This window comes from Maribellus mangrovi (genome assembly GCF_037646455.1).
In the GTDB taxonomy this organism is placed as follows: Bacteria; Bacteroidota; Bacteroidia; order Bacteroidales; family Prolixibacteraceae; genus Draconibacterium; species Draconibacterium mangrovi_A.
Map to the genome: position 1 here is coordinate 555647 of NZ_JBBIXN010000002.1, position 26737 is coordinate 582383.

Genomic DNA, 26737 nt, shown 5'->3' on the forward strand with positions numbered 1-26737 from the left:
TAAAAAGTATTAACTGAGCAAATACAACCCTCAAAATCCAAAATTGTTTTATGTCCTTCTAAATTACATCTTAAATGCATCCAAACATTTCTTTGCTGAGAAGTATTTTCACCAGCTAGTCTGCTAATTATGAATCTTTAAGCTCTTCTATCCATTGATTGATGCGTTTGAAATGCGATCCTTCCCAGTATATTTTTTTGCAACCTTTACATTGCCAGAATGCATCATGAAATTCCAAAATACCGGCTTTTAGTTCCTTATGCAATTTACACTTTTCAACCGGTTCGAGCGAACCATTGCATACCGAACAGCGTGTAAATGGTTGAAAAGAATTTTGAAGCTGCAACTGTTTTACCAGCTCAACCAGTTGCTTTTTAGGATTAGTATTGCGTAGGAAATATCCGTGCGTAACTGCATTCTGTTGTAAAATACCTCTGTCGCGAGTTAGAATTATACGAGATTCCTTCCGGGAAATTTCCACAATTTCGTCGTCCTCCAGATCGTTTCGAAAAACGGTATCGAAACCCAGCAAACGAAGTTTCAGTGCAAGCTTGCCCAGGTTAACATCCACCACAAATTTTGTTTGGCGCAATGGCTCGGCACGCAAACGGATTAATTCAGCAATATCTAACGATTCAAATACCGGATAAACCGAAATCTCCTCCCCGCCCTTCAACTGGTAATCGAAATCAACAGAATTGCCATTCACCAGAATAAGATCAACTTCACCATGAGGTACTCCTATTGCCTGAATTGCATTCTTTACCGAGGGCTTTCCCTTAAAAGTATATGCGAACGATTTCTTTTTTTGTTTATCCGGAAGATGATCGTTGAGTTCCTCGTAAAACCGAAACTTTACCTGTCTTATTTTTGGAGCATGATTTGTCGTATTTTCATGAAAATCCCGCATAAAATTAAAGTTACTTCAAATTTATACGCATTCAAAATAAGTTCAGCTACTGCTGCCCAATGTCATAATGGCCTATTTCATAGCGTCTATGCACTAACAAATCCTACCCGACAGTAAAAGTTAAAACTGTTATACATCATAATAAATTTGAATACCGTTAACGCACACGATGATTTTTATTTGTTAGATTTGTTTCTTATTAAACATCTAAATCAAATTTTATGATTCTTGGCTTACTAAAAGAGTACGGTACAGAAACCCGAGTAGCATTGCTTCCGGAGACCGTTAAGACCTTTACCGAGTTAAAAGTTGAGGTTTTGGTTGAAAAAGGTGCCGGAGAGGAAGCTTTTGCTAATGATGCCGACTACGAAGCAGTCGGTGCAAAGATTGCAAGTCGTAGCGATGTGTTTGCAAAGGCCGAAGTGCTGTTGCAGATTCAGCCACCAGCTAAAGAAGATACTAAGAAAATTAAGGATTCGCAGGTTTGGATCAGTGCTTTTAATCCCTTATGGGAAACTGATCTGGTAAAAACATTCCTCGATGCGGGGCTCACCACCTTCAGTCTCGACATGATCCCGCGTACCACCCGTGCGCAGGCCATGGATATTCTTTCTTCAATGGCAACTGTTTCGGGCTACATGGCCGTGTTGGAGGCAGCAGTAAAACTTCCTACCTTCTTCCCTATGTTCATGACGGCAGCAGGAACGATTCGTCCGGCAAATGTGCTGATCCTGGGAGCAGGAGTTGCAGGCTTACAGGCCATTGCAACTTCGCGAAAACTGGGTGCTCAGGTACAGGTTTTCGACGTACGTTCGGCCGTTAAAGAAGAAGTAATGAGTTTGGGCGGAAAGTTTGTTGAAGTGGAAGGTGCCACTGAAGACAAAGCCGCCGGTGGATATGCCGTTGAGCAAACCGAAGATTACAAACAGAAGCAACAGGAGGCCATTAACGACCATGCAGCAAAGGCAAATGTGGTGATCTGTACTGCACAGATCCCGGGGAAAAAAGCTCCGTTGCTGATTCCTAAGGAAGCGGTTGAAAGAATGAAACCCGGCTCGATAATCATCGACCTTGCTGCCTCGTCGGGTGGTAACTGCGAACTCACCAAAAACGACGAAACCGTGGTTCACAAAGGTGTTTCAATCATTGGCCAATCAAATTATCCGGCTCAAAAACCGGTAGATGCAAGTCGCATGTTTGGTAAAAATGTACTGAATTTCATGAAACTTATCATCGGAGAAGAAGGTGCTTTGAACCTGAATTTTGAAGACGACATTGTAAAAGGAACCTGCATTACGCATGCAAAAGAATTATACAACGAACGTGTAAAATCAGTAATCGAAACAAAATAAAATCTAAAATATGGAAAACGTATTAAGTTTTTTAACAGCGAATAAAGATGCGATATTCATTATCGTGTTATCCGTCTTTCTTGGCTTTGAGGTTATTTCAAATGTTCCGTCGGTGTTGCACACTCCCCTCATGTCGGGAGCCAACGCAATATCCGGGGTTATCATTATCGGAGGGATCATACTTGTTGGTCATGCAACAACAACACTGGAATGGGTGCTTGGCTCAATAGCACTTTTTATGGCTACGCTGAATGTGGCAGGAGGTTTTGTTGTGACAGATCGTATGCTCGAAATGTTTAAAAAGAAGAAAAAATAACCATGAACGCTATGATTTTACTAAATACAATGATGCCGGGACAAGTTGTCCTGGAATACAGCTATCTTCTGTCAGCGATCATGTTTGTGATCGGTCTGAAACTTGAGAGTCATCCGGAAACGGCCCGTAAAGGAAACTTTTGGGCTGCATCGGGTATGATACTTCCAATGATCACCACTTTGATCCTTAATAAAGACGCTGCAGGCGAAGGAATTGGTCTGGTGAATGTTATTGCCATTTTATTGATTATCGGAGCCGGTACTATCGTTGGATCGATTATGGCGCGTAAGGTGAAAATGACCGCCATGCCACAAATGGTATCCTTCTTCAATGCTACAGGGGGTGCTGCTTCGGCAGCCGTTGCTTTGATCGAATACCACAAAGATCCGAATAATGCCATTTTGGTTACCCTGCTGGGATTAATGGTCGGTAGTATTGCTTTTAGTGGTAGTATGATCGCCTATGGAAAACTCGACGGAAAAGTTGGCGATATATTTGCCAAATTCATGACTTACCTGAACCTGTTTTTCATGGCAGTAATCGTGGCGCTTATCCTACTCGTAATTTTCGGCGGATTCGACGTTCAAACCAGGACCTACCTCGTTTACGGACTGCTCATTTTGAGTATTGTTTACGGTGTGAGTTTTGTAATGCCTATTGGTGGAGCCGATATGCCTGTGGTTATTTCACTACTAAACTCATTAACGGGTATTGCAGCAGCAATGGCAGGTTTTATCTATCAAAACGAAGCCATGATCCTTGGTGGTATCCTCGTTGGTGCAGCCGGAACCATCCTTACCATTCAAATGTGTAAGGCTATGAACCGCTCGCTGATCAACGTTATTGTGGGCGCTTTTGGTGGTGGTGGTGCCAGCCATGCCGATGTACAGGGAAGTATCAAGGAAATTACCTTAAGCGACGCTGCGGTTCTGCTTAGCTACTCACAAAAAGTAGTGATCATTCCAGGCTATGGACTGGCCGTGGCACAAGCACAGCACATTGCACACGAACTCGACAGCTTGCTTGGAAGCAAGGGCGTGGAAGTAAAATATGCCATACACCCGGTTGCCGGACGTATGCCCGGTCACATGAACGTATTGCTGGCTGAAGCCGATGTTCCTTACGAACAACTGGTGGAAATGGATGATATTAATCCGGATATGCCAAACGTTGACGTGGCCATTGTGGTAGGTGCCAACGATGTGGTGAACCCGGCAGCTTACGACGATCCGGGCAGCCCGATCTATGGAATGCCGATCATTGATGCACACCTGGCCAAAAACATCATTATCATGAAACGTGGTATGGGTAAAGGATATGCAGGAATCGAAAACTTCCTGTTCTTTAACGACAAAACCCGCATGCTGTTTGGCGATGCCAAGAAATCAATCACCAGCCTGGTGAACGAGATCAAGAGTATGTAAGAACAATTTATAACGAAATACGGAAATGCCATCCCGTCTGCTGACGGTGGTGGCATTTTTGATTTACTTTTATTTTTGAAAAACAAGGTTAAGATGCAAGTCAGTCAAAATTTAAAAGCTCAGATTATCGAACAACTCACAATCGAGATCGAAAAAAAGATACTGGCATTGAACCAAATGATTATAGCTGCCAAAGAATCGCGCGATAATGAAACCAAAAGCAGCGTTGGCGACAAATACGAAACCGGGCGCGCCATGACCCAAATGGAACTTGAGAAAAATCAGGCGCAGCTAAGTAAAACAGAAGCTTTTAGAAATAACCTCGCAAAAATTGACACTAAAGAAGTCAACGATAAAGTGGTATTTGGAAGTTTGGTGTTCACCACACAGGGCGCCTATTTTATTTCCATTCCGTTCGGAAGAATTAACGTGAATGAAACAGTTGTTTTTTGCATTTCACCTTCATCTCCCTTTGGCAAAATGATGGCCGGAAAAACAACTGGTGATACTTTCACCATCAACGGGAAGCAGGTTCGCATTAACCAAATTTACTGAAACATTAAGATAGCTGTCCTTTAGTGTAAAGCTAAAAGGGAATTAAAGGATTTTAATATTTTTGATGTCCGACGAGTTTCCTGCAATATTCGCCCGAAATCAGGCGCTTCATTGTTACGAGAAACTCCATATTGCACTAAAATATTAAACCAATAACTTCAGATGAAATCAATTCTGTCCGTCCTTTCAGTGATCTTGTTATTTTCTTGTAGCATTCAAGGTGACCAAATTCCGGATCGCAAACAAAAGTTCGACAATGACTGGAAGTTTTATTTAGGCGACATCGCCGATGCCTCCAAAGCCGGTTATAATGATGAAGAGTGGCGCAAACTCGACCTTCCGCACGACTGGAGTATTGAGGGTGATTTTGATGCTTCCAATCCTGCAGGAAACGATGGTGCCTATCTGCCGACCGGTGTTGGGTGGTACCGAAAACAATTCGAGGTGCCTGAAACATGGAAAGGCAAAAAGGTTATTATTTATTTTGGCGGAGTTTATATGAATTCCGAGGTTTTCATAAACGAACGGTCGCTTGGTGTTTATCCTTATGGCTATTCATCGTTTTATTACGACCTCACTCCTCACCTGAAAATTGGAGAAGAAAATACCATAGCAGTCCGTGTTGATAATTCACAGCAAAAAAACTGCAGGTGGTACAGTGGTTCGGGAATTTATCGCCATGTGTCGCTAATTATAACCGATCCTGTACATATCGATCAGTGGGGAGTTGCCATTACCACACCCGAGATCACGGATAAAACAGCAACAGTTGAAATTAAAACAATGGTAAAGAATGAAACTTCCACGATACAGGAAGTTACTCTTTCGGCAGAGATTAGCAACAGCGACAAACAAAAAGCCGGAAGCGATGAAGTAAAATTGGAATTGCTACCAAATTCGCAGCAGAAAATCATTCAAAATGTTACCGTTGAAAATCCCGCGCTATGGACACCTGAAACTCCCCATCTTTATCACGTCGGTGTCAGCATAAAAAAAGGTGAACAGATCATTGATAAAACAGACCATGCTTTTGGAATTCGCAGCATTGAATTCAGTAGTGAAAAAGGTTTTCAACTAAACGGGCAGGAAGTAATTTTAAACGGTGGTTGTGTACACCACGATAACGGCTGCCTTGGCGCTGCGGCATTCGACCGTGCTGAAGAACGAAAAGTAGAATTATTAAAAGAAGCCGGTTTTAATGCAGTCCGGACTTCCCACAACATTCCTTCAGAAGCGTTCCTGGATGCTTGCGATCGATTGGGGTTACTGGTTATTGACGAAGCATTTGACGGATGGCGGGAAATGAAACATACATTTACACCTGTCACCCACGATTATTCAACCCTGTTTGATAAATGGTGGAAAACTGATGTGCAAACCATGGTGAAACGCGACAAAAACCACCCTTCAATTATTATGTGGAGCATCGGGAACGAGATTATCGAACGAACAAAACCAGAAGCAGTGGAAACTGCCCGAAAGTTGGCTGCAGCCGTAAAAGAAATTGATACTACTCGTCCGGTAACATCAGCAATGACCACGTGGGGACAAGGCTGGGACATCTTTGATCCGCTGATGGCCGAGCACGATGTATGTGGCTACAATTACCAGTTACACGAGGCCAAAACTGATCACGAACGTGTTCTGTCTCGAATAATCTATCAATCAGAGTCTTATCCTAAAGACGCGTTTTTTTGCTGGAACCTGGTGGAAGATAATTCATACATTATCGGTGATTTTGTTTGGACTGCCATCGATTACCTTGGCGAATCAGGCATTGGACGCTGGTACTACGAAGGCGATGTACCGGGAGAACACTGGGAAAGGGACCTTTTTCCCTGGCATGCATCCTATTGCGGAGATATAGACATGACAGGCTGGCGGAAACCCATCTCTCACTATCGCAGCATGTTATACAACGACACCGAGAAGTTATATATGGCCGTTCGGGAGCCGGAACAGGAAGGCTCAAAAATTATTACTACCATGTGGGGCACATGGCCGACGTGGGAAAGCTGGACCTGGCCGGGACATGAAGGCAAAGAAATTGAAGTGGAAGTTTATTCGAAATACGAAAAGGTTCGTTTATACCTGAATGGTGAATTGATTGGAGAAAAACTGACCGGAAGAAATGAAGAATTTAAAGCTTTATTCAACCTGCCGTATCGGGAAGGTGAATTGAAAGCAGTGGGGGTGGTTGGTGACACCGAAATGGAAAACACCGTTCTGAAAACTGCCGGAGATGCATCCAAAATCAAATTAACTGCCGACAGAACTGAAATTAAAGCCGATGGACATGATCTTTCGTTCATCACCATAGAAATAACAGATGAGAAAGGAATTCCTGATCCAAATGCGGATAATCAACTGCAATTTGAAATTGAAGGACCGGGAGCAATCATCGGAGTTGCCAACGGCGACATCAAGGATTTAGACCCTTATGTGGGAAATTCACGTAAAACCTTTCACGGACGGGCAATGGTTGTGGTAAGAAGCACAAAAAATACCGGCAATATTGTTCTAAAAGTCAAGGAGCCCTCTTTAGGAGATTATGAAATTAAACTCACAGCGATGAGTGCAAAATAGCAATTGTTAAATTGTCATGCAATCACGAAAATATATACTTGTTTTGGTACTTTGGGCCCTCCTACTTATTCCATCAGTTTCGCTGAGCCAGGTAATAGAACCCGATGGTACCAAAACGTATTACCTCATTCATTCAAGCGGCCATGTAATGAGCGAGAACAGCGAAGAAAGGGCCGTTATTCAGTCTTATTCAGGTTCCGACGAACAGCTGTTATATTTTATTCCCGCCGGTTCAGGATATTATTGGATAAAACCAAAAAGCCGGAATACATACCTGGCAAACCAGGAGACATGGAGAACCTATTTTGTGTCAGATTCAACATCAGATAATGCAAAATGGGCCATCGAAAAGGTATCCAATTCTTTTGTTAGGATAAGATGCAAAGTCAACTCTAAATATCTGGGCACCGATGAAACCACAAGCGGTTCCTACGTTTATTCAGATAAAAATGGCACAAACGACAAACACTACTGGTATATTTCTGAAAACTATAACTCTGTCCCGACAGATACTTTGACTTATCTCATTAATCCCAATGCAACTTTTAACCATGCATTTGAAGGTTGGGGAGTATCGCTTTGCTGGTGGGCAAATATGTGCGGACGATGGAGCGATGAGAAGATTGATGAGATTGTTGACTGGCTGGTAAGCCCCGAAGGACTGAATTACAAAATATTCCGCTACAATATTGGCGGTGGCGACGACCCGCTAAATCGCAACTGCACACCTCATCACATGGCAAGTGGAAAAGGAATTCGTGCAGAAATGGAAGGATTTAAAGACTCGCTGAACGCTGATTACGACTGGAGCCGTGATGCTGCGCAGCGAAAAATAATGCTCAAAATCAAAGAGAAACGACCGGATGCCATATTTGAAGCTTTTAGCAATTCTGCTCCCTACTACATGACATACAGTGGCTGCTGTGCAGGTAACATTAATGCATGGGAAGACAATCTTAAGCCTGAGTTTTATGATGAATTTGCCCACTACCTGGTGGATGTCTGCAAATTTTACAAAGATTCATTTGGTATTGTATTCAAAACCCTTGAACCTTTTAATGAACCGGTTACCAATTACTGGTCTGCAAATGGCGGACAGGAAGGCTGTCATTTCAGTACGCCCGCGCAAATTAACTTTTTAAAGGTACTGTCGCCTGTACTGAAAGCTTCGGGTTTGAATACCATAATATCAGCCTCTGATGAATCAATTGCAGAACAGTCTGTTACCGATTTTCTGGCATACATTGAAGACGGAACAGCTCTTGATCTGGTCGGTCAGTGGAATACGCATACCTACGGCGCTACCCATAAAGCCAGAGCAAACCTGCGGGCGCTGTCAACGGCTAACAATAAAGCACTGTGGATGAGCGAAGTCGGTTCAGGAGGTTCAGGTATTTCAGGGAACCTCAGCCTGGCACAAAAACTCATGGATGATATCCGATATATTCGGCCTGAAGCTTGGATCGACTGGCAGTATGTTGAAGAAAATAACGATCAGTGGTGCATGGTCCGGGGTAATTTTGCCTCGCAGACTTATACGCGGGTAAAAAACTATTTCGTTCGGCAACAGTTCAGCCGATATATCAAAGCAGGCTCGAAATTTCTTTCTGTACCTAATGACCAGATGCTGGCAGCCTTAAATCCTCCAAATGACTCGCTGACCATTGTGTTGCTCAATAATTCATCAACAGAAGTTTGTCACCGGATCGATTTAACGATGTTTGACCAATTTGGAAGTTCAATAGATGTGACTCGTACCTCTGAAACAGAAAACAATGCAATAAGTACTGAGTATGAATTAAATGATTCCGCGCTGTTCATAACACTTCCGGGTTATAGCGTAACAACAGTGGTGGCACCTGTTACTTTTGAAACGACAGAAAATCAGATTAAAACAGGTATTTCCTATCTGATTCTTTCTCGCACGGCAAGTTTGCCAATGCAATCGACAGCAAATTCAGTATCCATTAATAATTACCTGTACGGCGATTCTACCCAACTTTGGACTTTAACAGAATCAGGAAACGGATACACCATAAAAAACCTTGCCGGAAAATACCTGACGGATGCCGGAACATACAAAGTCCAAACATCTTCAATCGAAAATTTATCAAATCAGACATTTCAGATCGAGCATATAGGTGATGACTGTTACAGGATTCAGTCAAACCGTACCGGCAAATCCCTGGATCTGGAAGGTGAAAACAATACGGCAGGAACTCAAGTAGGTTTGTGGCCTTATGGAAACACTCCCGCAGCCAGCCATCGACAGTGGATGTTTGTATTACCCCCCACTTTGAAAAAGGCTGATATCCCCAGTGGGATTAATAACGAGGTTAAAATAAATGAGATGGAATCAGTGCGAATTTTTGGTACGCAAAATTCGATCGTCATTCTACAAACACCCGGCATATCGGCCCAGGTTAAAGTATACTCCATAGCAGGAGCTGAATTGCTGCACCAGGAAATACAGGGCTATAATACGCGGATTCCAATTCATTCAGGAATTTATATCGTAAGATATACAGTGCACTCCAGTCATAAGGCGGAGGTAAATAAAGTAATTGTTAGATAATTAACTTATCATGCATGTACACGCCAATCTTAATAGTATAGAAAATGACAACTGTTCACAATTTTAAACCTCAAACAAACTGTTTACGAAGTTTAATCGTCGTTTTAATGATCCTTGGAGCGATGACCAACTCATCCGCACAAACCGATGTCGAAAATATTAACCGAGGAGTTGTAGCCCTGGAAAAAGGTTCAAACGGAATTTATGTTGGCTGGCGAATTTTAAATTCAGATCCTGAGAATATAGCTTTCGATCTATACCGGGTAACGGATGGAAGCCCGGTAAAATTAAACGACGAGCCCATTACCGGAGCCACTAACTACCTGGATGAAAGTGCAAATCAGGCTGCAACAAATCAATATTATGTTGTTCCAATTATTGATGAAACGACACAAGAACCTTCAGTAACAGCGGATATCTGGTCTCAAAACTTTCTTGAAGTTCCCTTGCAACGACCTTCGGGAGGTACTTCAAACGATGGAGTTACCTATTCATATGAACCCAATGATGCAAGTGTTGCCGATTTGGATGGCGATGGTGAATACGAGATTATTCTCAAATGGATGCCAACCAACTCAAAAGACAATTCACAGGGAGGTTTTACCGGAAATACCATTCTAGATGCCTACGAATTTGACGGTACACGGCTGTGGCGAATTGATTTTGGAATCAACGTACGTTCAGGTGCGCATTACGCCCCTTTCATGGTTTATGATTTAGATGATGACGGCATTGCGGAAATAGTAGCCAGAACTGCACCGGGAACAAAAGATGGAACGGAACAATTTCTGAGTCACGGCCCGGCCGCTAACGATAACGACAATGCCGACTACCGGAATAACTGGGGATATATTTTAACAGGACCGGAATACTTAACGGTTTTTAAAGGTACTGATGGAAGCGAGTTGCAAACCATAAACCTTGAACCCAACCGGGGAAGTGTATCGGATTGGGGCGATGATTACGGAAACCGTGTTGACCGTTTTCTGGGGGCTGTAGCATACCTCGACGGTGAAAAACCAAGCGTACTGTGGTGTCGTGGTATTTATACCAAAGTTGAAATTGCTGCCTACGACTGGGATGGCCAGAATTTATCACAACGATGGATTTTTAAAAGCCAGGAGGGTTATGAAGACTGGTCAGGAATGGGAAGTCATAATTTAAGTATTGGCGATGTTGATCTGGATGGAAGAGACGAAATTGTTTATGGGCACTGTGCCATTGATGAATACGGGAAAGGGCTTTGGTCGTTAAAGAAGGATATAGGAACCTCAACAGGCGATGCCATGCATTTGGCCGATATGGTACCTGAACGACCCGGCCTTGAAAGATGGGCTTGCGGGGAATATAGTAATTCCGGCTCGCACCTGGTGGATGCCGCAACCGGAGAGGTATTGTGGAAGACACCCGCTGGTGATGTTGGCCGGGCTACTGCAGGCGATTTAACACCTGATTTCTACGGCATGGAAGTTTGGGGAGGCACTGACGGACTTAGAAGCTCAACCAATGAATACGCGGGTAACTGGCCGTCTTCTACCAATCATGTAGTGTGGTGGGATGCCGACCTTGGAAGAGAACTTTTAAATGATATTCACATTGATAAATATGGAGCCGGAAACTTATTGACTGCAACCGGATGTTATTCCAATAACGGATCAAAAGCAAATCCTTGTTTACAAGCCGATATTTTCGGAGACTGGCGGGAAGAAGTAATCTGGCGGACTGCCGATAACCGCCATCTGCGAATATATACGACTACTGATGTTACTACGCACCGACTTAAAACACTGATGCACGATCGACAGTATCGACTTGCAATTGCGTGGCAAAACAACAGCTACAACCAACCACCGCATACTTCATTCTTCCTCGGGTATGATATGGACAAATCGACAGGAGAAATTCCACCCAGCTCGCCCAAAGAATTCAACGTTGAGGCCGAAGAATATCGTGTTAATTTGAGTTGGAGAGCCAATATTGAGGGCGATATCCAGGGCTATTACATTTATAAATCAGTTGATAATGGTCCCTTCGAATCGCTGAGTGATGCGCCTACCAATATCACCAGTCTTTCCGACAGTGCAATATCACTGTATACAGTTTATAAATATTATGTGGTTGCTGTTGATAACGATGGAAATAAATCAGAACCATCGGCGGTTAAATCAGCCTTCCCTAATTTGGTTGAACCTTATCCTCCGCATAATATCATAGGAAGAATGGGAAACAAAAAAAACCTGGTCTTCTGGAATGCCATCCAGGAAAACATATTTTCAAGCGAACAGGAAGGGCTTGTTTTAAAACACTCCTACACGTTTAATGACGGAAATATTAAAGATGAAATTGGGAATGCAGACGGAACATTATTCGGGGGTACAATATCGAATGGAAAATATAAAGCTGCATCAAACGGAGATTATATCGAATTACCGGCAAATGCTATTGCCATCAACAATTATTCTGCCATTACATTGGAGGCAGTTATTACCGCAAATGTCGATAATACAGAACCAAATATGATGGCCTATTTTGGCGGTAATGTAAATGGACTTGGCGGAAACGGGTACTTCTTAACTCCCGACAGATGGGAAGAAAGTCGTACTGCCATTTCATGTGGAAACCTGACTCAGCCCTGGACTGCTGAACAAGGCGTTACAGGTGATCCGGTAAGCGTTGGAAAAACACATCATATTGTGAGCGTATTGAATGATAGTACAATTACACTATATAATGACGGGAATCTGGTAGGAAAAGCTGATGTTTCGGGGAACAATTCAATTGCAAATATCAGTAATGATAAGGCCTGGCTGTGCAGAGGCGGATATAACAACGATCCGACATGGTTAGGCACTATTGATGAATTTAATATTTATGAAGGAAGCATGAATGCCGCGACAGTGACCAAGAGAGCATACAATTATGAGCGGTCAAAAGTGGCTGGTTACAATGTCTATTATTCCATAAACAAAAGTTCTTTGTACTGGAAACTAAATAAAGAATTGATCACCGATACTACGTTTACACATTCTGATCTGGAAAACGGGACACAATACAATTACATGGTAAAATCGGTTACCGAAGATAACAATGAATCATACTGGCCCGATCCTGTTTCAGTAATACCGGGCGACAGTATTGTTGTACAGGCTGAAGATGGTTTTTATTTTAACGCCCGGGTTGAGAATACCTATGAAGGCTTTAGCGGGACAGGTTATATCGCATTCGATCCACTCGGTTTTGCAAAGCTGGATTATGTGTACAGTCCTGATTCCGGATGGTATAATTTACTTATCAAACACGCCCAAAACAATGATTCCGGAATGGGTGAAATCACCGTCAATGATTCAACTTTTACTTATGTGATGGCTACCACATCTGGTTGGACAAATTATGTATTCGATACCTTAAAGGTGAAACTAAATGCAGAATTTGAAAATACAATTAGAGTTGAAGCTTTAAACGATGATTTTGGTTTGTTGGACGAAATTGTTATCGGATCAAAAACTTCTGATACAATCAACACTAGTATTAAAGACATTGTAATACAGCCATCGTTAACCGCCTATCCAAATCCGTTCAGAAATACTGTAACTATTGTTGTTAGTTTACCGGGTAATGTAAATCCAACCATAGCCATATACAATGTATTAGGAATGCTTGTGGAAAGTGCCGAAATAACTGAGAGTGACGGCAGATCTTTTAAATATCAATGGAATGCTGAAGATCTAAATCCCGGTATTTATATTGCATCCATTTCCCTCGAAGGAAAACTTGTTAATACCATAAAGCTGGTTCGTAAGAATTAACTTAATTCCTGAAGGATGACATGGCAATGATCATAGGCAATTCCATGGTTCCATATTTTTGACACTTATTGAAGCGAAGTCTGAAGAACTTGCCAGATTATAAATCCAACAAAAAAAGGCTGCTCATCAGCAGCCTTCAATAAAACCTAAACCAAACCTAAAAAATTGCCGGTATGAGAAACCGGTAGTAGTATCTTTGTTATTTTTTACTCACTGAACCTAAACCATTTATATCTTCTGTTACTTTCGGATGGCCCGTGTATGAAACTTTTCCAACGCCGTCGATTTTGGCAAACAGTTTATCGGTTGCATAAACACTGGCAGTACCAACACCTTCAATCTCAATGTGGGCATCTTCGCATTTTAATTCATCGGCATCAACATGCCCCGCTCCCGATAACCTTACTTCAAGAGAATTGGCAACTCCTTCCAAATCGACCAGCACACCTCCCTCACCTGCTACATCAACATCATCGGCTTTCATTTGTAAATCGACTTTAGCACCGCCTTCAACGCTCAAATAAAAATCTTCTAAATCGAGAAATCCGGCGGTTTCCAGCTTTAATCCACCTTCCGCTTTAATCGCTTCAAGATTGGTAAACGTCAGATACACCCGAATGCGTTTGTAAGTGATAAAATCGTCTTCCATTACCAGCCTAAGTTCATCACCCCAATTTTTTACATTCAGGTTATCAAGGACATCGCTGTCACTTGTTTTTATGGTCAGCGCCGGTTTATTTCCCTGTGTAAGAAAAACTTTGTAGCCACCATAAAGGTATAACTCCGAGAAATCATCGATGGAATATTCACGACTTGCCCAATCATCATCATCCTGAGCAGAAAGTGCCGGGCTAACCAATATTAAGGCTAAAAAAAGTGCGAGAACAGTCTTCATGGTTTTAATTTTCAGATAAAGGTAATGGAAGAACGCCTGTCATTGCTCTTTATTTCGATGAATGGAGGATTTTAATAGATAAACGAAATGCCTGAGACCATCACTTCCTCCTATATTTTAACGTCCTTGGTGGTTTTACCGATCTTGTACAGATAAATTAATCCGTACAAAACAAGCACAAAAAGTACAACAGCCACAAAGAAGTCCATGAAAGGCGACCGATTAAAACTGAGCAGGCGGACAAATACAAAAACTGCCCAGACGATATTGGCTGCCAGCAATACAAAAACAAATTGTTTTTGAAAAGTGCGCAATAACTGCGAGGAAAGAAATATCCAGAGTAAACCAAACCCCAGTATCAATTTGCCTTCGATCTGATTACCGGCGTTGAGCTTTATAAATCCATATACCACAGGGAATATCCCGCATATCACCAGACTGCGTCCCACACTTTTTCGAATTCGGGTTCTGTTGCTATTGTTGATCGGTTGTGGAAACCAGGTAAAATTCAGTTCTTGCACCCGGTATTTATCCTGTAACAGGTCCTGTTCCGAACTGATAATTCCTCGCCTAATTGCCTCATCAATTGCTAATTGTGCTGCTTCAGGAATATAGTAAGTCCGTTGCGTCAGAATCTTTATTAATGCTTCATCGTTACATTCGAGTATCTGGTCGCGAAAATCCTTCCTGTCCTCACTGTTTCGCTTTTTGAATATTTGAGTTAATTTTGACAAAAGAATCTGTTTTAATCGAATATCATAATACATAAAATTTAAGTCATGTACAATTTCGAATACAAAAATCCGGTAAAAATAGTTTTTGGAAAAGGAACAATTCCCCAAGTCGCTAACGAAGTCCCGAAAGGTGCTAAAATATTGATGACCTATGGCGGTGGAAGCATAAAACGCACCGGTGTTTACGATCAGGTAAAAAATGCCTTAAAAGATTGGCAACTCATTGAATTCGGCGGAATTGAGCCCAATCCACATTTCGAGACCTGCATGAAAGCAGTTGAGGTGGTAAAAAGCGAAAACATTGATTTTTTACTTTCTGTTGGAGGCGGATCAGTTCTTGATGCTACCAAGTTTATTGCTGCTGCTGCACGTTACGAAGGAAATGATCCCTGGGATATTCTGGCAACAGGAGCCGAAGTAAAAGCAGCTCTTCCGCTCGCCGATGTATTGACTCTACCGGCAACCGGCTCCGAAATGAACGGAAATTCAGTCATAACAAAAGCCGCCACCCAAGAAAAGAAAGCTTTTGGATCGCCACTCGTAATGCCGCAGTTCTCGATTCTCGATCCGGAATGTGTATTCACACTTCCCGACCGGCAGGTAGCCAACGGAGTTGTTGATGCTTTCGTACATGTGATGGAGCAATACCTCACTTTTAATGTGAATGCTCCGCTTCAGGACCGTTTGGCAGAGGGTATCCTGCTTACTCTTATTGAAGAAGGTCCGAAAGTTCTGGCCAACCGAAAAGATTACGAAACAGCCGCCAACTTTATGTGGAGCGCGACCATGGCGCTTAATGGAGTTATTGCTGTTGGTGTTCCTCAAGACTGGGCCACACATATGATCGGTCACGAACTCACTGCCTTTCATGGCATCGATCACGGAAGAACACTGGCCATTGTACTTCCGGGAATGATGAACCTTAAACGGGAAAACAAAAAAGAAAAAATCCTTCAATTTGGGAAACGTATTTGGGGAATTACAAAAGGTACAGCTGATGAACGCGTTGATGCTGCCATTGCAAAAACGATTGAATTCTTTGAATCGCTTGGAGTACCCACTACCCTGCCAGAATACGATGTGCCCGCAAGTACCATCGATAAAATCAGCCTGCGCTTTCAGGAAAGCGGCATGAAATTCGGTGAGAAAGGTGATATTGATTATAAAGAAGTAGAAGACATTTTAAAAGACCGCTTATAACCATCGAAATTATTGCGATATATAATAGCCCTATTGGTGATCAACTGATAGGGCTATTCTTTTTATCGGCGATGTAGCTGTTGATCATTTGATTGTATTCGTGCATCAGACGCCTCAATATTTCGCTGTTCACATCGAAATTCATGGAACTAATGTTTTTTACAGGAAGTATTTTTGGTGAAGTTCCCGTCAGAAAAACGGCCTGTTCTCCGGAACGTGTTTCCAGAGGCAATTCCTGCTCTTCAACTTCAATGCTAAGATTTTGGGCGCAAATTATGGTCTTTTGCCGCGTAATTCCCATTAGCACTTTTCCCGAAGGAGGCGTAATAATTTTATTGTTGGTGACTACAAAAACGTTACTTCTGCTGCCTTCAGTAATGTTTTGGTTGTGATCGACCAGCAACATCTCGTAAAAACCGTGCAGGGCAATTTGTCGGTTAGCCTCAGCCCGAACCTGTGTTTGAAAAACTTTGGCATTGGGATTATTCCGCTCGGCATGTAGAAGTCCACAGTTCACACCGTTTTTGTAATTCTCTGCTGACGGATAAGAATGCGCAATAAAAAATGCCTTTAAATTTTCTTTACACGAGATCAGAATATTTCCATCACTTACCTGATTTTCACTTATCAGTTCATTCAGGATCTCCAGTATTTGGCCGGGATTGAAACGAATGGATTTTTGGGCAAGTTTGGCCGAACAATAGAAACGCTTCAAATGATCCTCTAAAAACAATGGTATACCGTCCACTACACGCAGCACTTCGTAAATTCCACCTTCGTTTTCCGATTCAACAAACTTGGAGCAGGGAGTAAGTTTAGCATTTCGACTAAAAAATTGATGGATGGGTAAAAGTGCCATTCTTCAGGATTTGTGGTAAATTTATTGAAATGTTTGAAAACAAAAGAAATGCCGGTCGAAATTCCTGCACCAATAACATTCAATTCGTATAAACACCACTTTCGTTTTTTGCTTAGCGAACTCGATGACTGGAGGCAAATGGAATGGTCGTCAGTAAACGCTCAGCTTTTAAGCATTGGAAACAACCTGCTCGATTTTTACCTGGGTGATCTTGACGTTGATGAGATCGTATACGAAACCCTTCAATACTTTAATTGCGAAGGAATCGACGAATACGCTGAATTTTTGGAATGGCTCAATCCGCCAAAATGGAAAAAGATCACGCTTTCCGATCATTCGGAATGGCTGATAAAAAAGGGCGATGATCCTGAGCGCTACACTCATATTCACCCCGCAAAATATTCCACACACACCATCAGGGTGCGTGCAACAACTTTAAAAACTGTGCTGGCACTGGAATCGTTGGCACTCCGTATCGATCCTGTATCGGTAAACAACCTGAATGTAATTAACCGTGTGCGAAAAAACTATTTAAAGTTATCGCCAATAAAATCGTTGCGAAAAGGTGAATCGGGAATTCTAAGGCTTTGGGAGTTGTTCCAAAACTATCCCTGTACCTGAAGCGCTTCGATAACCGAATTTTTGTAACTCCGCCCAATGGGTAGTTTCTTTCCGGGGATTTCAACACTGCTGGTAGTAAAAGCCTGAATCTTCGACATGGACACAATGTACGATTTGTGAATACGCATGAACTCACTATCCGGCAGTTTATCGGCCATATTGGTCATGCTGTTTTTCGTTACAATCTTTTTACTCTCTGTATGGATCTTAACATACTCGCTCAAACCTTCAAGATAGAGTATTTCGTCCAATTGAATCTTAAGTACCTTTTTGTTTTCCTTCACGTAAATAAATGGCTCTTCGCTGTGGTTGTTGTTATTCATCACCGGCGAACCGTTCGTGTAATCATCGCTGTTAATCTCGTAATATTTATTAACCGCTTTCAGGAAACGTTCGAAGGTTATTGGTTTCAACAAAAAATCCACAACATCAAGCTCAAAACCTTCAAGTGCATATTGGCGATACGCAGTTGTGATGATCACTTTCGGGGGATTCTTAAGAGTTTTAAGGAATTCGATACCGGTAATTTGGGGCATCTGAATGTCCATAAACATCAGGTCGACGGTGCTGTTTCTCAACTCCTGTAGAGCTTTCATGGCATCGCCGCATTCCGCTACAATCTGGAAATTTTCTAATTTTTCGATGTGGCTCCGCACCAAGTCGCGCGCTAGAGGCTCATCATCTACAATGAGACATTTAGTTTTCATGGATAATACGGTAAGCTTTTGTTTTCTGTTCTAGTAATCTATTCGTAATATAAGAAAAAAATCATTACAAATCATCATGTAAATATCTCCAGACTAATTTCATTGAAATTATCATCGATATTTTCGATCAAGCGATGCTTCCCCCGAAACCTGTAATTTAAACGCTTTTTAGTAATCTCGAGGTTGCTGTTATCCGGCAAACGAAAATTCTGCTCACTCCATATCGAAAAAGAAAAGAGCAAGTAGTTCCGTTCCGTTTTAATAATGACTGAGATTTCGAAAGAATTGTTACACTCATAAACAATTTTTAACGAATCGTGCAAAAACGGCAGCAATAAAAGTGGCGGAACAATATAAGGTTTCAGATTTCCGTTCACCACAAAATTCAGGTGCAACCGATCGCCCAAGGCTACGCGATGTATATCGAGATATTCTTCCAGAAGCTTTACATCGAGCTGCAAAGAGATCATATCTTCCTTGCCATCGAATAAAAAGCGATTTAGAAATCCGGAAATTTTGATAATCATATCCGGAGCTTTGTCGGGCTGCTTCTGTGCAAGCATTTCCATTTGCTCCACCAAGGATAGAATCAGTTTTGGCTGAAGCTGGTACTGGTAAATCTCCAGTTCTGTTTCAACACTCGATAGCATGAGTTCTTCACGTCGTTGTTCAGAACTGTACCACGATTTACCGGCCTTTATGGCTAAAAACACAAAAATAATGTAGTGGTTACCAAGTCCGCTGATGAGAATATTCTTAAAATTAAGGTAGCCCGGTTGAAATTCTTTCGATGGATCAAAAACTTTAAAAACCAGTTCGTTGCTTACTACCAGCTCGATTACAGAAAAAACAAACAACAATGCAAATCCGATCAGCGTAAGCATCAGATAGTGGCGTTTAAAAAAGAAAACGGGAACCAGCCAGTAAGCAATCAGATAAGTGTGCACTACAAAAATTGGTAATGTGATCAGGTAATACATCAACCACACGAAATACTCGTGCTTACCTTCGCCCAGGCTTTGCACCAGCACAAAAGTAACGATCCAGGTCAACCAGAAAAGGACATGCCCCAGAACGTCTTTTTTATCGATATGTACGCTGTAGAACTTCAACTTTTTGCTTTGTTTCCAACTCAAGAACTACTTTAAAAGCGGCCTCCCTGTTATCGATCTGTAAATTATAACCATTGGGAGTGTATAATATATTCAATCGTTTTATTAGGTTTTTAAATCCCTCTCCTTCCCGTTCATTCACGTGCTTTTCAACCGCCGACCGGGGTTTGCTGTTTTCAGTTGTTAACTTTATTTTGTCGTTCTCAACTCCGGCGTAAATTCTTATCCACGGAACACCGGCGTCTAAACTGCTACCATGCTTAAAACAATTCTCTACCAGGAAAAAAAGAATCATGGGCGGAATCCTTGTCGCTTTGAGTTCCCCTTCTTTTTCAAAACTTATTTTCAGACGTTTTCCGTACCTTAACTTTTCTAGTTGGATATAATTCTCCACCAATGCAAATTCGTCTGTTAAATCGACCAATTCTTTCTGACTTTCGTCGATAATGTAATTCAACACAATTTTTATCCTAAAGATCACTTCCCTTGTTTTTGCGGGATCGAGCAAAGAAAGCGCGTACAGGTTGTTTATGGTATTAAACATGAAATGCGGATCGAACTGCGATCCCAAAAGTTTTTTCTGAGCTACTTTCTTTTGAAGTTCGAGCTTTGATCGTATTTGCTCGGCATACACAAAATCTTTCACATATTTTGCAATACAAAATATTGCCACAATAAACGACATGTCTTTGGTGTTTACAAGGATGAAACGTAAATCGAGATAACCTTCACTGCTCACGTTTTCGGGAGATATGGAGGCATAAAAAATGGTTTCTGAAATAACCAGTTTAACTGCTGAAAGTCCGAAACCAATCAAAACAAAAAGAAGCAGAAAAATCATTAATTTCTTTTTCAGAAGAAACTCGGGAATCAATAAAAAAATGGTGATGTAAGCGTAGCCAAAAAAGAAAAGAGCATTTATAAAAGTAACATGTAAAACCTGGGCAAACGAGGTACTGTTATCCTGGCTGAACAGGATGAACGAAAACACCAGAACAGTGAACGTAAAAAACAAAAAATGTCGGGTTCCCCTGTACAAAAATGAGTTATCGTACAAAAGCTTTTTCATGTCAGCGCCTCAGTGTTAAAGAAACATTGTAACAATCATCTTCACTTTTGCAATTTAACTCATACTTTCCGGGATATAAAATCTCGAGGCGTTTTCTTACGTTATTGAGACCAATTCCACCATTATTTTTGGGGTCCGGTTTTGCCTGGTCTTTTGCTTTCCCATTTTTTGTTTCAAAATGGAATTGAGCTTCGTTTGAAGAAATACCAATGTCGACATACGGATTATCGGGATCGTTAGAACAACCGTGCTTAAAGCAATTTTCAACAAAGGTAAACAGGATCATCGGTGCGATTTTGTACTGGTGAATGTCACCATCTACATTAAATTTTACTATAAGGCGCTTCCCGTAACGCATTTTTTCCAGCTCGATATAATTTTCGATGATGGCAATCTCGCGTTCAAGCGGTATTTCTCGTTCGTTACATTCGTACAAAACAGAGCGCAACAACTCTGAAACCTTTGCAATTCCTTCCGATGTTTTGGTATCGTTCTCGAGCGAAAGCGCGTACAGGTTATTCATGGTGTTGAAGAGAAAATGTGGATGCAGCTGAGCTTTCAGCAGCTTTAGTTCATTTTCCAGGTTTTTCTTTTCTTCCTTGTATTGTTCCTCCTGTTGCTGATGCCAGATTTTATACACTTTTATGGCATAACCAAGGGCCACCATAAAATTGGTTTCGAGCAATAAATAAATCGAAGTTACATCAATCATGGTATCTGCAGTGAGCGGCATCCCGTTAAGCATGCGCAATGCGGCACGTTCGCTCATGGTAACCACAAACTGCAACAATACAATAAAAAACAAGCTGCGTAACAATTTACGCTTCTTTAAATAATTGGGTAAAATACCATAGATTGTAAAGTATGTAGCCAGCATAACAAAGGGTAACATAACACTGGTTTCAATCAAATGCTGACTGACATCCTTGCCATATTTGCCATAAATTATGCCAAAAAACAAAACGTAAAACCCCCAAAATGCCAGATGGCAGGCCGTACGTTTCAAGGTCCACTTCGAGGTTAAAGTCGTAAAATTTTGATTCACAAATCTTAAATCTTATCTCTTTGTTCTTCTAAAGTTATTGAATTTCAGTTAAAAACACGCTATAAATCTTTGACGTAATTTTTATTGTGCTGAGGATCCGAAGATAGTTATAAATAAATACCCCGTTCTGGCACGAGGTATTTAGGATCTCACTCTAAAAAACTCACTATATAATTTCGCTTCGTTTTGTCAATAGAAAAAACCCCGCCCTCTGGCGGGGTTCTTCAATTCATACATTTCTATGAAAAATTGCGCTGTTTAAATGTTTTCTTGTTTCTAGAAACTGGCCTGATATTCTTCGTTTACTAATTCAGGGAAGTAGCATGCTATCAATCCCAGATAATCGTCATCCGATTTTTTACCCTGGCAAATTACACGTTGTGCATAGTAGCTTACTCTGTTAAGTTTCATATTCATTTCTTCTTCAGGAATTTCCTGGAAACGTTTTTCAATTTTCTTAACTCCAAAAACTCCGTTCTGACAATTGTACTGTACTTCAAATTCGTCGTTACGTACAATAAATGTTTTACATTTTTTCTCTTCAACTACTGCTATTTTTACTGAATTGGTAGCATTTTCGTACCTCAATTCGTAAGTTTCGAGTACTTGATTATCGTGAATAACCGGAGCTTCGGAATGTGTAATAGTATACTGACCTAACTCACTTAATGAATTTCCACTCATTGATTGTCCGTCTTTGATTTTTGCATTTGCAACTACACTAAGAAGGATGACACAAATTGCTAAAAGAACTGATTTTGTTTTCATGATTTCTGCTGTTTAATAATTGTTTATTGTTTACAAAATCAAAGATATATAACAGATTGATGCAGCGCCACTTAATTCAGTGATCTACAGAGTAACATCTGCGAACGGAGCTTTTATTCTGCAAAATTTGTTCATTGATTTTTGAGCCCAAAAACGCATATAAAGAGTATTTGGTCTTATTTTGAAGAACAAAACAGTAGTTTCGTAGTGCAAAACGGCTATTTTGAAGAACGAGCCCTTATTTTCACTTTTTGAAGAGATTTATCACCACAAGTGTTTTAAACTTCTGTAATTATCTGTTTTCTTTGTAATAATCATGGAAATTGCATCGATCAGTCATATAAAAAAAGAGCTGACCAACCTGCCTCCCGAAGAACTGCAGGCAATCATTTTGCGCTTGGCCAAGTACAAAAAAGAAAATAAGGAATTGATGAGCTACCTGCTTTTTGATGCGTGGAACGAGGACGAATACATCAAGCAGGTTAAAAAGGAAATTGACCTGGAATTTTTGAGTTTGAACCGAAGTAGTTTTTACCTTGCCAAGAAAACCATCCGAAAAGTATTGCGCACCACCAAAAAGCACATACGTTTTTCGGGCCGGAAAGAAACCGAGGTTGAACTGTTAATGTATTTCTGCAAAAAACTAAAAACTTCGAAACTCAATTACAAATCGAGCCGTGTTGTTTTTAACCTTTATATTAACCAGGTAAAACGCATTCAGAAAGTAATTTCTATGATGCATGAAGACCTGCAATACGATTACCGCGAAGAACTGCAAGCACTTTAAACCAGCCAACATTAAAAAGTTTGGTTTGTTAAATTGAAAATAATGTTAATCTATGAAAGCAATTTTTTGGTTCCGACGAGATTTACGATTAAACGATAATACCGCACTATTGCAGGCACTTTACCAATGCAAGGAAGTCATTCCCCTGTTTATTTTCGATACCAATATTCTCGATGAACTTCCAAACGACGATGCACGGGTAACATTTATTTACCGGCAGCTTGAAGCCATCAATGTACAATTAAAAGCTAAAAATTCGGGGGTTTTGGTGAAAGTTGGAAAACCGGAACATGTTTGGAGGCAACTCATTAAAGATCAGCAACCCGACGCCGTTTTTTACAACAAGGATTACGAGCCTTATGCCAAAAACCGCGACAATAAGATAAAAGAACTGTTCGATGAAAACGACATAGCTTCGCATGCTTTTAAAGATCAGGTGATTTTTGAAGAAGATGAAGTTTTAAAACCCGACGGCGGAAATTATACCGTGTATACCCCATATAAAAACAAATGGATGGAAAGATTCAGTGAACTGGGTCTGCCGGAAACTCAGTCGGCTGAATGGGAAAACCTGGCAGAGCTAAATGAACCTTTCCTGGAATTGGAAAAGATCGGTTTTAAACCATCGACGATACAAGTTCGCGGTTACGATCTCTCGAATTTGGACCGTTACGAAAAATTACGCAACATACCCGGTAACGATGAGACCAGCTATTTGAGTGTTCATCTTCGTTTTGGTACGGTGAGCATCCGCGAGATAGTTCGGGAAGTCCATGAGAAGTACCCGGTATTTTTAAATGAATTGATCTGGCGAGAATTTTTTATGCAGATCCTGTTTCGCTATCCACGCGTTGTTCACGAGAATTTTAAGGAGAAATATAACGGGATTCAATGGCGAAACAACGAAATTGAATTTGAGCGCTGGTGTCGTGGCGAAACCGGCTATCCCATGGTTGATGCCGGAATGCGGCAACTAAATAAAATCGGATACATGCACAACCGGGTGCGAATGGTTACCGCCAGCTTTTTATGCAAACACCTTCTAATCGACTGGCGCTGGGGCGAAGCTTATTTTGCGAAAAAGCTTCTCGATTACGACCTGTCGGCAAATAATGGCAACTGGCAGTGGGCTGCCGGAACAGGTTGCGACGCCGCTCCTTATTTCAGGATCTTCAATCCGGTCGAGCAACAGAGAAAATTTGATAAAGACCTGAACTACATCAAAAAGTGGATTCCCGAATTGAATTCGTTTGATTATCCGGCTCCAATGGTCGATCACAAGTTAGCTCGCGAAAGAGCCTTAAAAGCGTACAAGAGCGGTATTATTAACTAAGAATACATAAATTTGGCTAACTGTATCAATTCAGCAAAACCTGGTAAAAGCGAAAATAAATGCATACCTGTAAAAATTGCGACAATCAGTTTGAAGGTGAATATTGCAACAAATGCGGGCAAAACATACATCTCCATAAAATAAACCTGAAATACGTTTGGTTCGACGTGAGTCAGGGGCTACTCAGCTTTGATACAGGATTCCTATATACCGTTAAACAGTTGCTCTCCCGCCCTGGTCACACTGCACGAGAATACATTGAGGGGAAACGGGTTGCTCACTTCAGACCGGTTTCCTTTCTGATCGTCTTAACTACATTCGAAGTATTGTTGTTTCATATCATCGGATTTAGAAACGAAGTGCCTACTTATGAGGCTGGTTATGAGTATGCCGAAAAAATGACACTGGTCAATGACTGGCTGGAAAACCACCAAACCATAACTCTTTTGGCATCTTTGCCCATTTTTGCCTTCTGGACCTACCTGTTTTTCCCCCGGCAAAAATACAATTACGCCGAATTACTGATTCTGAATTTCTTTGTAGCCGGACAACGAATCGTTATCGGATTGTTGATCTTCCCGGTGTTCTACTTTTTGAAAATCGGTTACGGTACCTACACCACGGTAAGTTTATTGATCAGCTATATTTTAATTGCATGGATCTACACACAGTTTTTCAACAAAGCCAATCGTTTGAAAACCATTATACTCGCGTTATTTACTAATTTTTTGTCATTCGTGAGTTTTATGATTTTATCTGTTTTTATCATTCTTGGCTATCTATATCTGTTTGGCTCCTGATTACTTATTAAAGAATTCGCTTACTGGATAAAACTTTTAATCCGACAATCTTATTTAAGGTTCTTGAATGCTTTATGGCTTTTGACTTCTGATTTGGCTTCCTAATCCCTTATTCTGATGTAAGTATCCTGTACAATCTGGTTGAGAAATACTTCTGTTTTTACCAATGAAAAAGAAAGCATCCCGGGTAATTCACCAAAAAGTGAAATTCCACCTCCCAACAAAACAGGTATTCGTGAAATGATCAACTGATCTATCCGATCTTCCGCCAAAAACGATCGTATGGTTGCTCCCCCATCAATGTAAAGCTGCGAATATCCCCTCAGTTCAATTTCAGAAAGAACCGTCGCTGCTGTTCCACTCACCAACTGCACTTTCCCTTCCAGATCTTTAGGAACTGATTTCATTTGACTGCTCCAAACAAAAACAGGCTTGTCAAAGGGCCAGTCGATCCCAAAACTTAACACTTTCTCAAAAGTAAGTCGTCCCATCAGCAAAGCATCTATCTTTTCCATAAAATGGAGGTACCCCAAATCTTTATGCTCCGGATTTGGAACTGCATTCAGCCATTCGATACCGCCGTTTTTATCGGCAATATATCCATCGATACTGGTAGCTATAAATGTACTATTCTTTTTCAAAGCCATTTTTTCTACTTTTCCATCAAATCTCTTAACTTCTTTTCCTGTTCTGCATTCCAGTACCCGCAATCGAGGCGAATAAAAACCGATGTATAAGGAATTGTCAGATTGGTTTTCAGTACGAGTATATTGAATAATTTGGCGGCTCCGTCAATATCAGTGATCAGCTCTTCGTGCAAAACCTTTGTAGTGTTCTTTCCTTGTAAAATCCTGTACAAATTTTCACGATAAGCGTCAATTCCTGCTGCTTCTCCCTCAGGTACAAAATCGAGTTCTTTGTCCAGGTAAATTTCAGGATAAACATGAGGTGCCTTTTCAACAGCGGCCAAAACTTCATTTACCACGTCAAGCTGATCTTCTCCGGTGGCCAATGTTTTTATGGCAGGCTTGCTTTGAAGCGGGTAAGCCGCATCAACCACTAAAATCCAGTTTCTGTGACCAAGTAATGGCAGTTGTTTTTGTAGTTCCTCTCTCCAGTCGCTTTGCGAAAAACTTGTCGATGTCATGAAAAGTATGATTGTAAATAAAAAAACGAATTTCTTCATAAGATGAAATATTAACGAACTCCTTTTTCAAAATTACCAAAAGCTGGTAATTGTGCAAGAACACAATTTAGCAACCACAAAAAAAGACCCAGCCAAA

23 protein-coding genes are annotated in these 26737 nt (G+C 41.1%); 12 read left to right on the forward strand and 11 right to left on the reverse strand.

Features of this window, described 5'->3' with window-relative positions; all coding sequences use genetic code 11:
- Positions 1-127 precede the first annotated feature (127 nt).
- A complete protein-coding gene (locus tag WFY05_RS10365; protein ID WP_340112765.1) occupies positions 128-910 on the reverse strand; it encodes a Mut7-C RNAse domain-containing protein in 783 nt (260 codons plus the stop codon).
- 221 nt (positions 911-1131) lie between these two features.
- Here WFY05_RS10365 and WFY05_RS10370 point away from each other — a divergent pair, with 221 nt between their 5' ends.
- From WFY05_RS10370 to WFY05_RS10400, 7 genes are all read left to right on the forward strand, one after another.
- Positions 1132-2262 carry a Re/Si-specific NAD(P)(+) transhydrogenase subunit alpha gene (locus WFY05_RS10370; protein ID WP_340112766.1) on the forward strand — a complete coding sequence of 377 codons (1131 nt, stop codon included), beginning with the start codon at positions 1132-1134 and terminating at the stop codon, positions 2260-2262.
- A gap of 10 nt (positions 2263-2272) precedes the next feature.
- A complete protein-coding gene (locus tag WFY05_RS10375; protein ID WP_340112767.1) occupies positions 2273-2578 on the forward strand; it encodes an NAD(P) transhydrogenase subunit alpha part 2 in 306 nt (101 codons plus the stop codon).
- Between the two features lie 11 nt (positions 2579-2589).
- A complete protein-coding gene (locus WFY05_RS10380) occupies positions 2590-4002 on the forward strand; it encodes an NAD(P)(+) transhydrogenase (Re/Si-specific) subunit beta (protein ID WP_340112768.1) in 1413 nt (470 codons plus the stop codon).
- A gap of 93 nt (positions 4003-4095) precedes the next feature.
- The gene (locus WFY05_RS10385) at positions 4096-4557 is read left to right on the forward strand and encodes a hypothetical protein (protein WP_340112769.1); all 462 of its coding nucleotides are present in this window, start codon (positions 4096-4098) and stop codon (positions 4555-4557) included.
- 162 nt (positions 4558-4719) lie between these two features.
- Positions 4720-7143: a glycoside hydrolase family 2 TIM barrel-domain containing protein gene (locus WFY05_RS10390; protein WP_340112770.1), complete on the forward strand. Its 2424-nt coding sequence runs from the start codon at positions 4720-4722 to the stop codon at positions 7141-7143.
- Between the two features lie 16 nt (positions 7144-7159).
- Positions 7160-9718, forward strand: a complete 2559-nt coding sequence (locus WFY05_RS10395) for an RICIN domain-containing protein (protein WP_340112771.1) — start codon at positions 7160-7162, stop codon at positions 9716-9718.
- A 107-nt stretch (positions 9719-9825) separates the two neighbouring features.
- On the forward strand, positions 9826-13524 hold the full coding sequence (locus tag WFY05_RS10400) for a rhamnogalacturonan lyase family protein (protein WP_340112772.1): 3699 nt from the start codon (positions 9826-9828) through the stop codon (positions 13522-13524).
- 199 nt (positions 13525-13723) lie between these two features.
- Here WFY05_RS10400 and WFY05_RS10405 read toward each other — a convergent pair whose 3' ends face one another.
- Positions 13724-14419, reverse strand: a complete 696-nt coding sequence (locus tag WFY05_RS10405; RefSeq protein WP_340112773.1) for a head GIN domain-containing protein — start codon at positions 14417-14419, stop codon at positions 13724-13726.
- Between the two features lie 110 nt (positions 14420-14529).
- Positions 14530-15153 carry a hypothetical protein gene (locus tag WFY05_RS10410; RefSeq protein WP_340112774.1) on the reverse strand — a complete coding sequence of 208 codons (624 nt, stop codon included), beginning with the start codon at positions 15151-15153 and terminating at the stop codon, positions 14530-14532.
- A 45-nt stretch (positions 15154-15198) separates the two neighbouring features.
- Here WFY05_RS10410 and WFY05_RS10415 point away from each other — a divergent pair, with 45 nt between their 5' ends.
- Positions 15199-16353, forward strand: coding sequence for an iron-containing alcohol dehydrogenase (locus WFY05_RS10415; RefSeq protein WP_340112775.1), 1155 nt, complete (start codon positions 15199-15201; stop codon positions 16351-16353).
- A 40-nt stretch (positions 16354-16393) separates the two neighbouring features.
- Here the strand turns inward: WFY05_RS10415 and WFY05_RS10420 are convergent, their stop codons facing one another.
- Positions 16394-17212: an aminotransferase class IV gene (locus WFY05_RS10420; protein WP_340112776.1), complete on the reverse strand. Its 819-nt coding sequence runs from the start codon at positions 17210-17212 to the stop codon at positions 16394-16396.
- A 48-nt stretch (positions 17213-17260) separates the two neighbouring features.
- Between WFY05_RS10420 and WFY05_RS10425 the strand changes: the two genes are divergently transcribed.
- Positions 17261-17833, forward strand: a complete 573-nt coding sequence (locus WFY05_RS10425) for a hypothetical protein (protein ID WP_340112777.1) — start codon at positions 17261-17263, stop codon at positions 17831-17833.
- Here the strand turns inward: WFY05_RS10425 and WFY05_RS10430 are convergent.
- The 5 genes from WFY05_RS10430 to WFY05_RS10450 all read right to left on the reverse strand — a co-directional run bounded on the left by WFY05_RS10430 (position 17818) and on the right by WFY05_RS10450 (position 22534).
- Positions 17818-18540: a LytR/AlgR family response regulator transcription factor gene (locus WFY05_RS10430; protein WP_340112778.1), complete on the reverse strand. Its 723-nt coding sequence runs from the start codon at positions 18538-18540 to the stop codon at positions 17818-17820. The two genes, WFY05_RS10425 and WFY05_RS10430, sit on opposite strands and share 16 nt — an antisense overlap.
- 74 nt (positions 18541-18614) lie before the next feature.
- The gene (locus WFY05_RS10435; protein ID WP_340112779.1) at positions 18615-19652 is read right to left on the reverse strand and encodes a histidine kinase; all 1038 of its coding nucleotides are present in this window, start codon (positions 19650-19652) and stop codon (positions 18615-18617) included.
- Positions 19624-20721, reverse strand: a complete 1098-nt coding sequence (locus WFY05_RS10440; RefSeq protein ID WP_340112780.1) for a sensor histidine kinase — start codon at positions 20719-20721, stop codon at positions 19624-19626. Before WFY05_RS10440 ends, WFY05_RS10435 begins: the two co-directional genes overlap by 29 nt.
- Position 20722: 1 nt before the next feature.
- Positions 20723-21766: a sensor histidine kinase gene (locus tag WFY05_RS10445; protein ID WP_340112781.1), complete on the reverse strand. Its 1044-nt coding sequence runs from the start codon at positions 21764-21766 to the stop codon at positions 20723-20725.
- Positions 21767-22042: 276 nt separating this feature from the next.
- Positions 22043-22534 (reverse strand): hypothetical protein, encoded by a 492-nt coding sequence (locus WFY05_RS10450; RefSeq protein ID WP_340112782.1) that lies wholly within the window; start codon positions 22532-22534, stop codon positions 22043-22045.
- A 316-nt stretch (positions 22535-22850) separates the two neighbouring features.
- Here WFY05_RS10450 and WFY05_RS10455 point away from each other — a divergent pair, with 316 nt between their 5' ends.
- Genes WFY05_RS10455 through WFY05_RS10465 form a run of 3 tightly spaced genes read left to right on the forward strand, consistent with a single transcriptional unit; the run spans position 22851 to position 25454 of the window.
- The gene (locus WFY05_RS10455; RefSeq protein WP_340112783.1) at positions 22851-23321 is read left to right on the forward strand and encodes a hypothetical protein; all 471 of its coding nucleotides are present in this window, start codon (positions 22851-22853) and stop codon (positions 23319-23321) included.
- Between the two features lie 52 nt (positions 23322-23373).
- Positions 23374-24654 carry a cryptochrome/photolyase family protein gene (locus tag WFY05_RS10460; RefSeq protein WP_340112784.1) on the forward strand — a complete coding sequence of 427 codons (1281 nt, stop codon included), beginning with the start codon at positions 23374-23376 and terminating at the stop codon, positions 24652-24654.
- 59 nt (positions 24655-24713) lie between these two features.
- Entirely contained in the window at positions 24714-25454 is a 741-nt protein-coding gene (locus WFY05_RS10465; RefSeq protein WP_340112785.1) for a DUF3667 domain-containing protein, read from the forward strand.
- Positions 25455-25555: 101 nt separating this feature from the next.
- Here WFY05_RS10465 and WFY05_RS10470 read toward each other — a convergent pair whose 3' ends face one another.
- Positions 25556-26101: a dihydrofolate reductase family protein gene (locus WFY05_RS10470; protein WP_340112786.1), complete on the reverse strand. Its 546-nt coding sequence runs from the start codon at positions 26099-26101 to the stop codon at positions 25556-25558.
- Between the two features lie 5 nt (positions 26102-26106).
- Complete coding sequence (locus WFY05_RS10475; protein ID WP_340112787.1) at positions 26107-26640, reverse strand: RbsD/FucU domain-containing protein; 534 nt, start codon at positions 26638-26640, stop codon at positions 26107-26109.
- Positions 26641-26737: the final 97 nt, after the last annotated feature.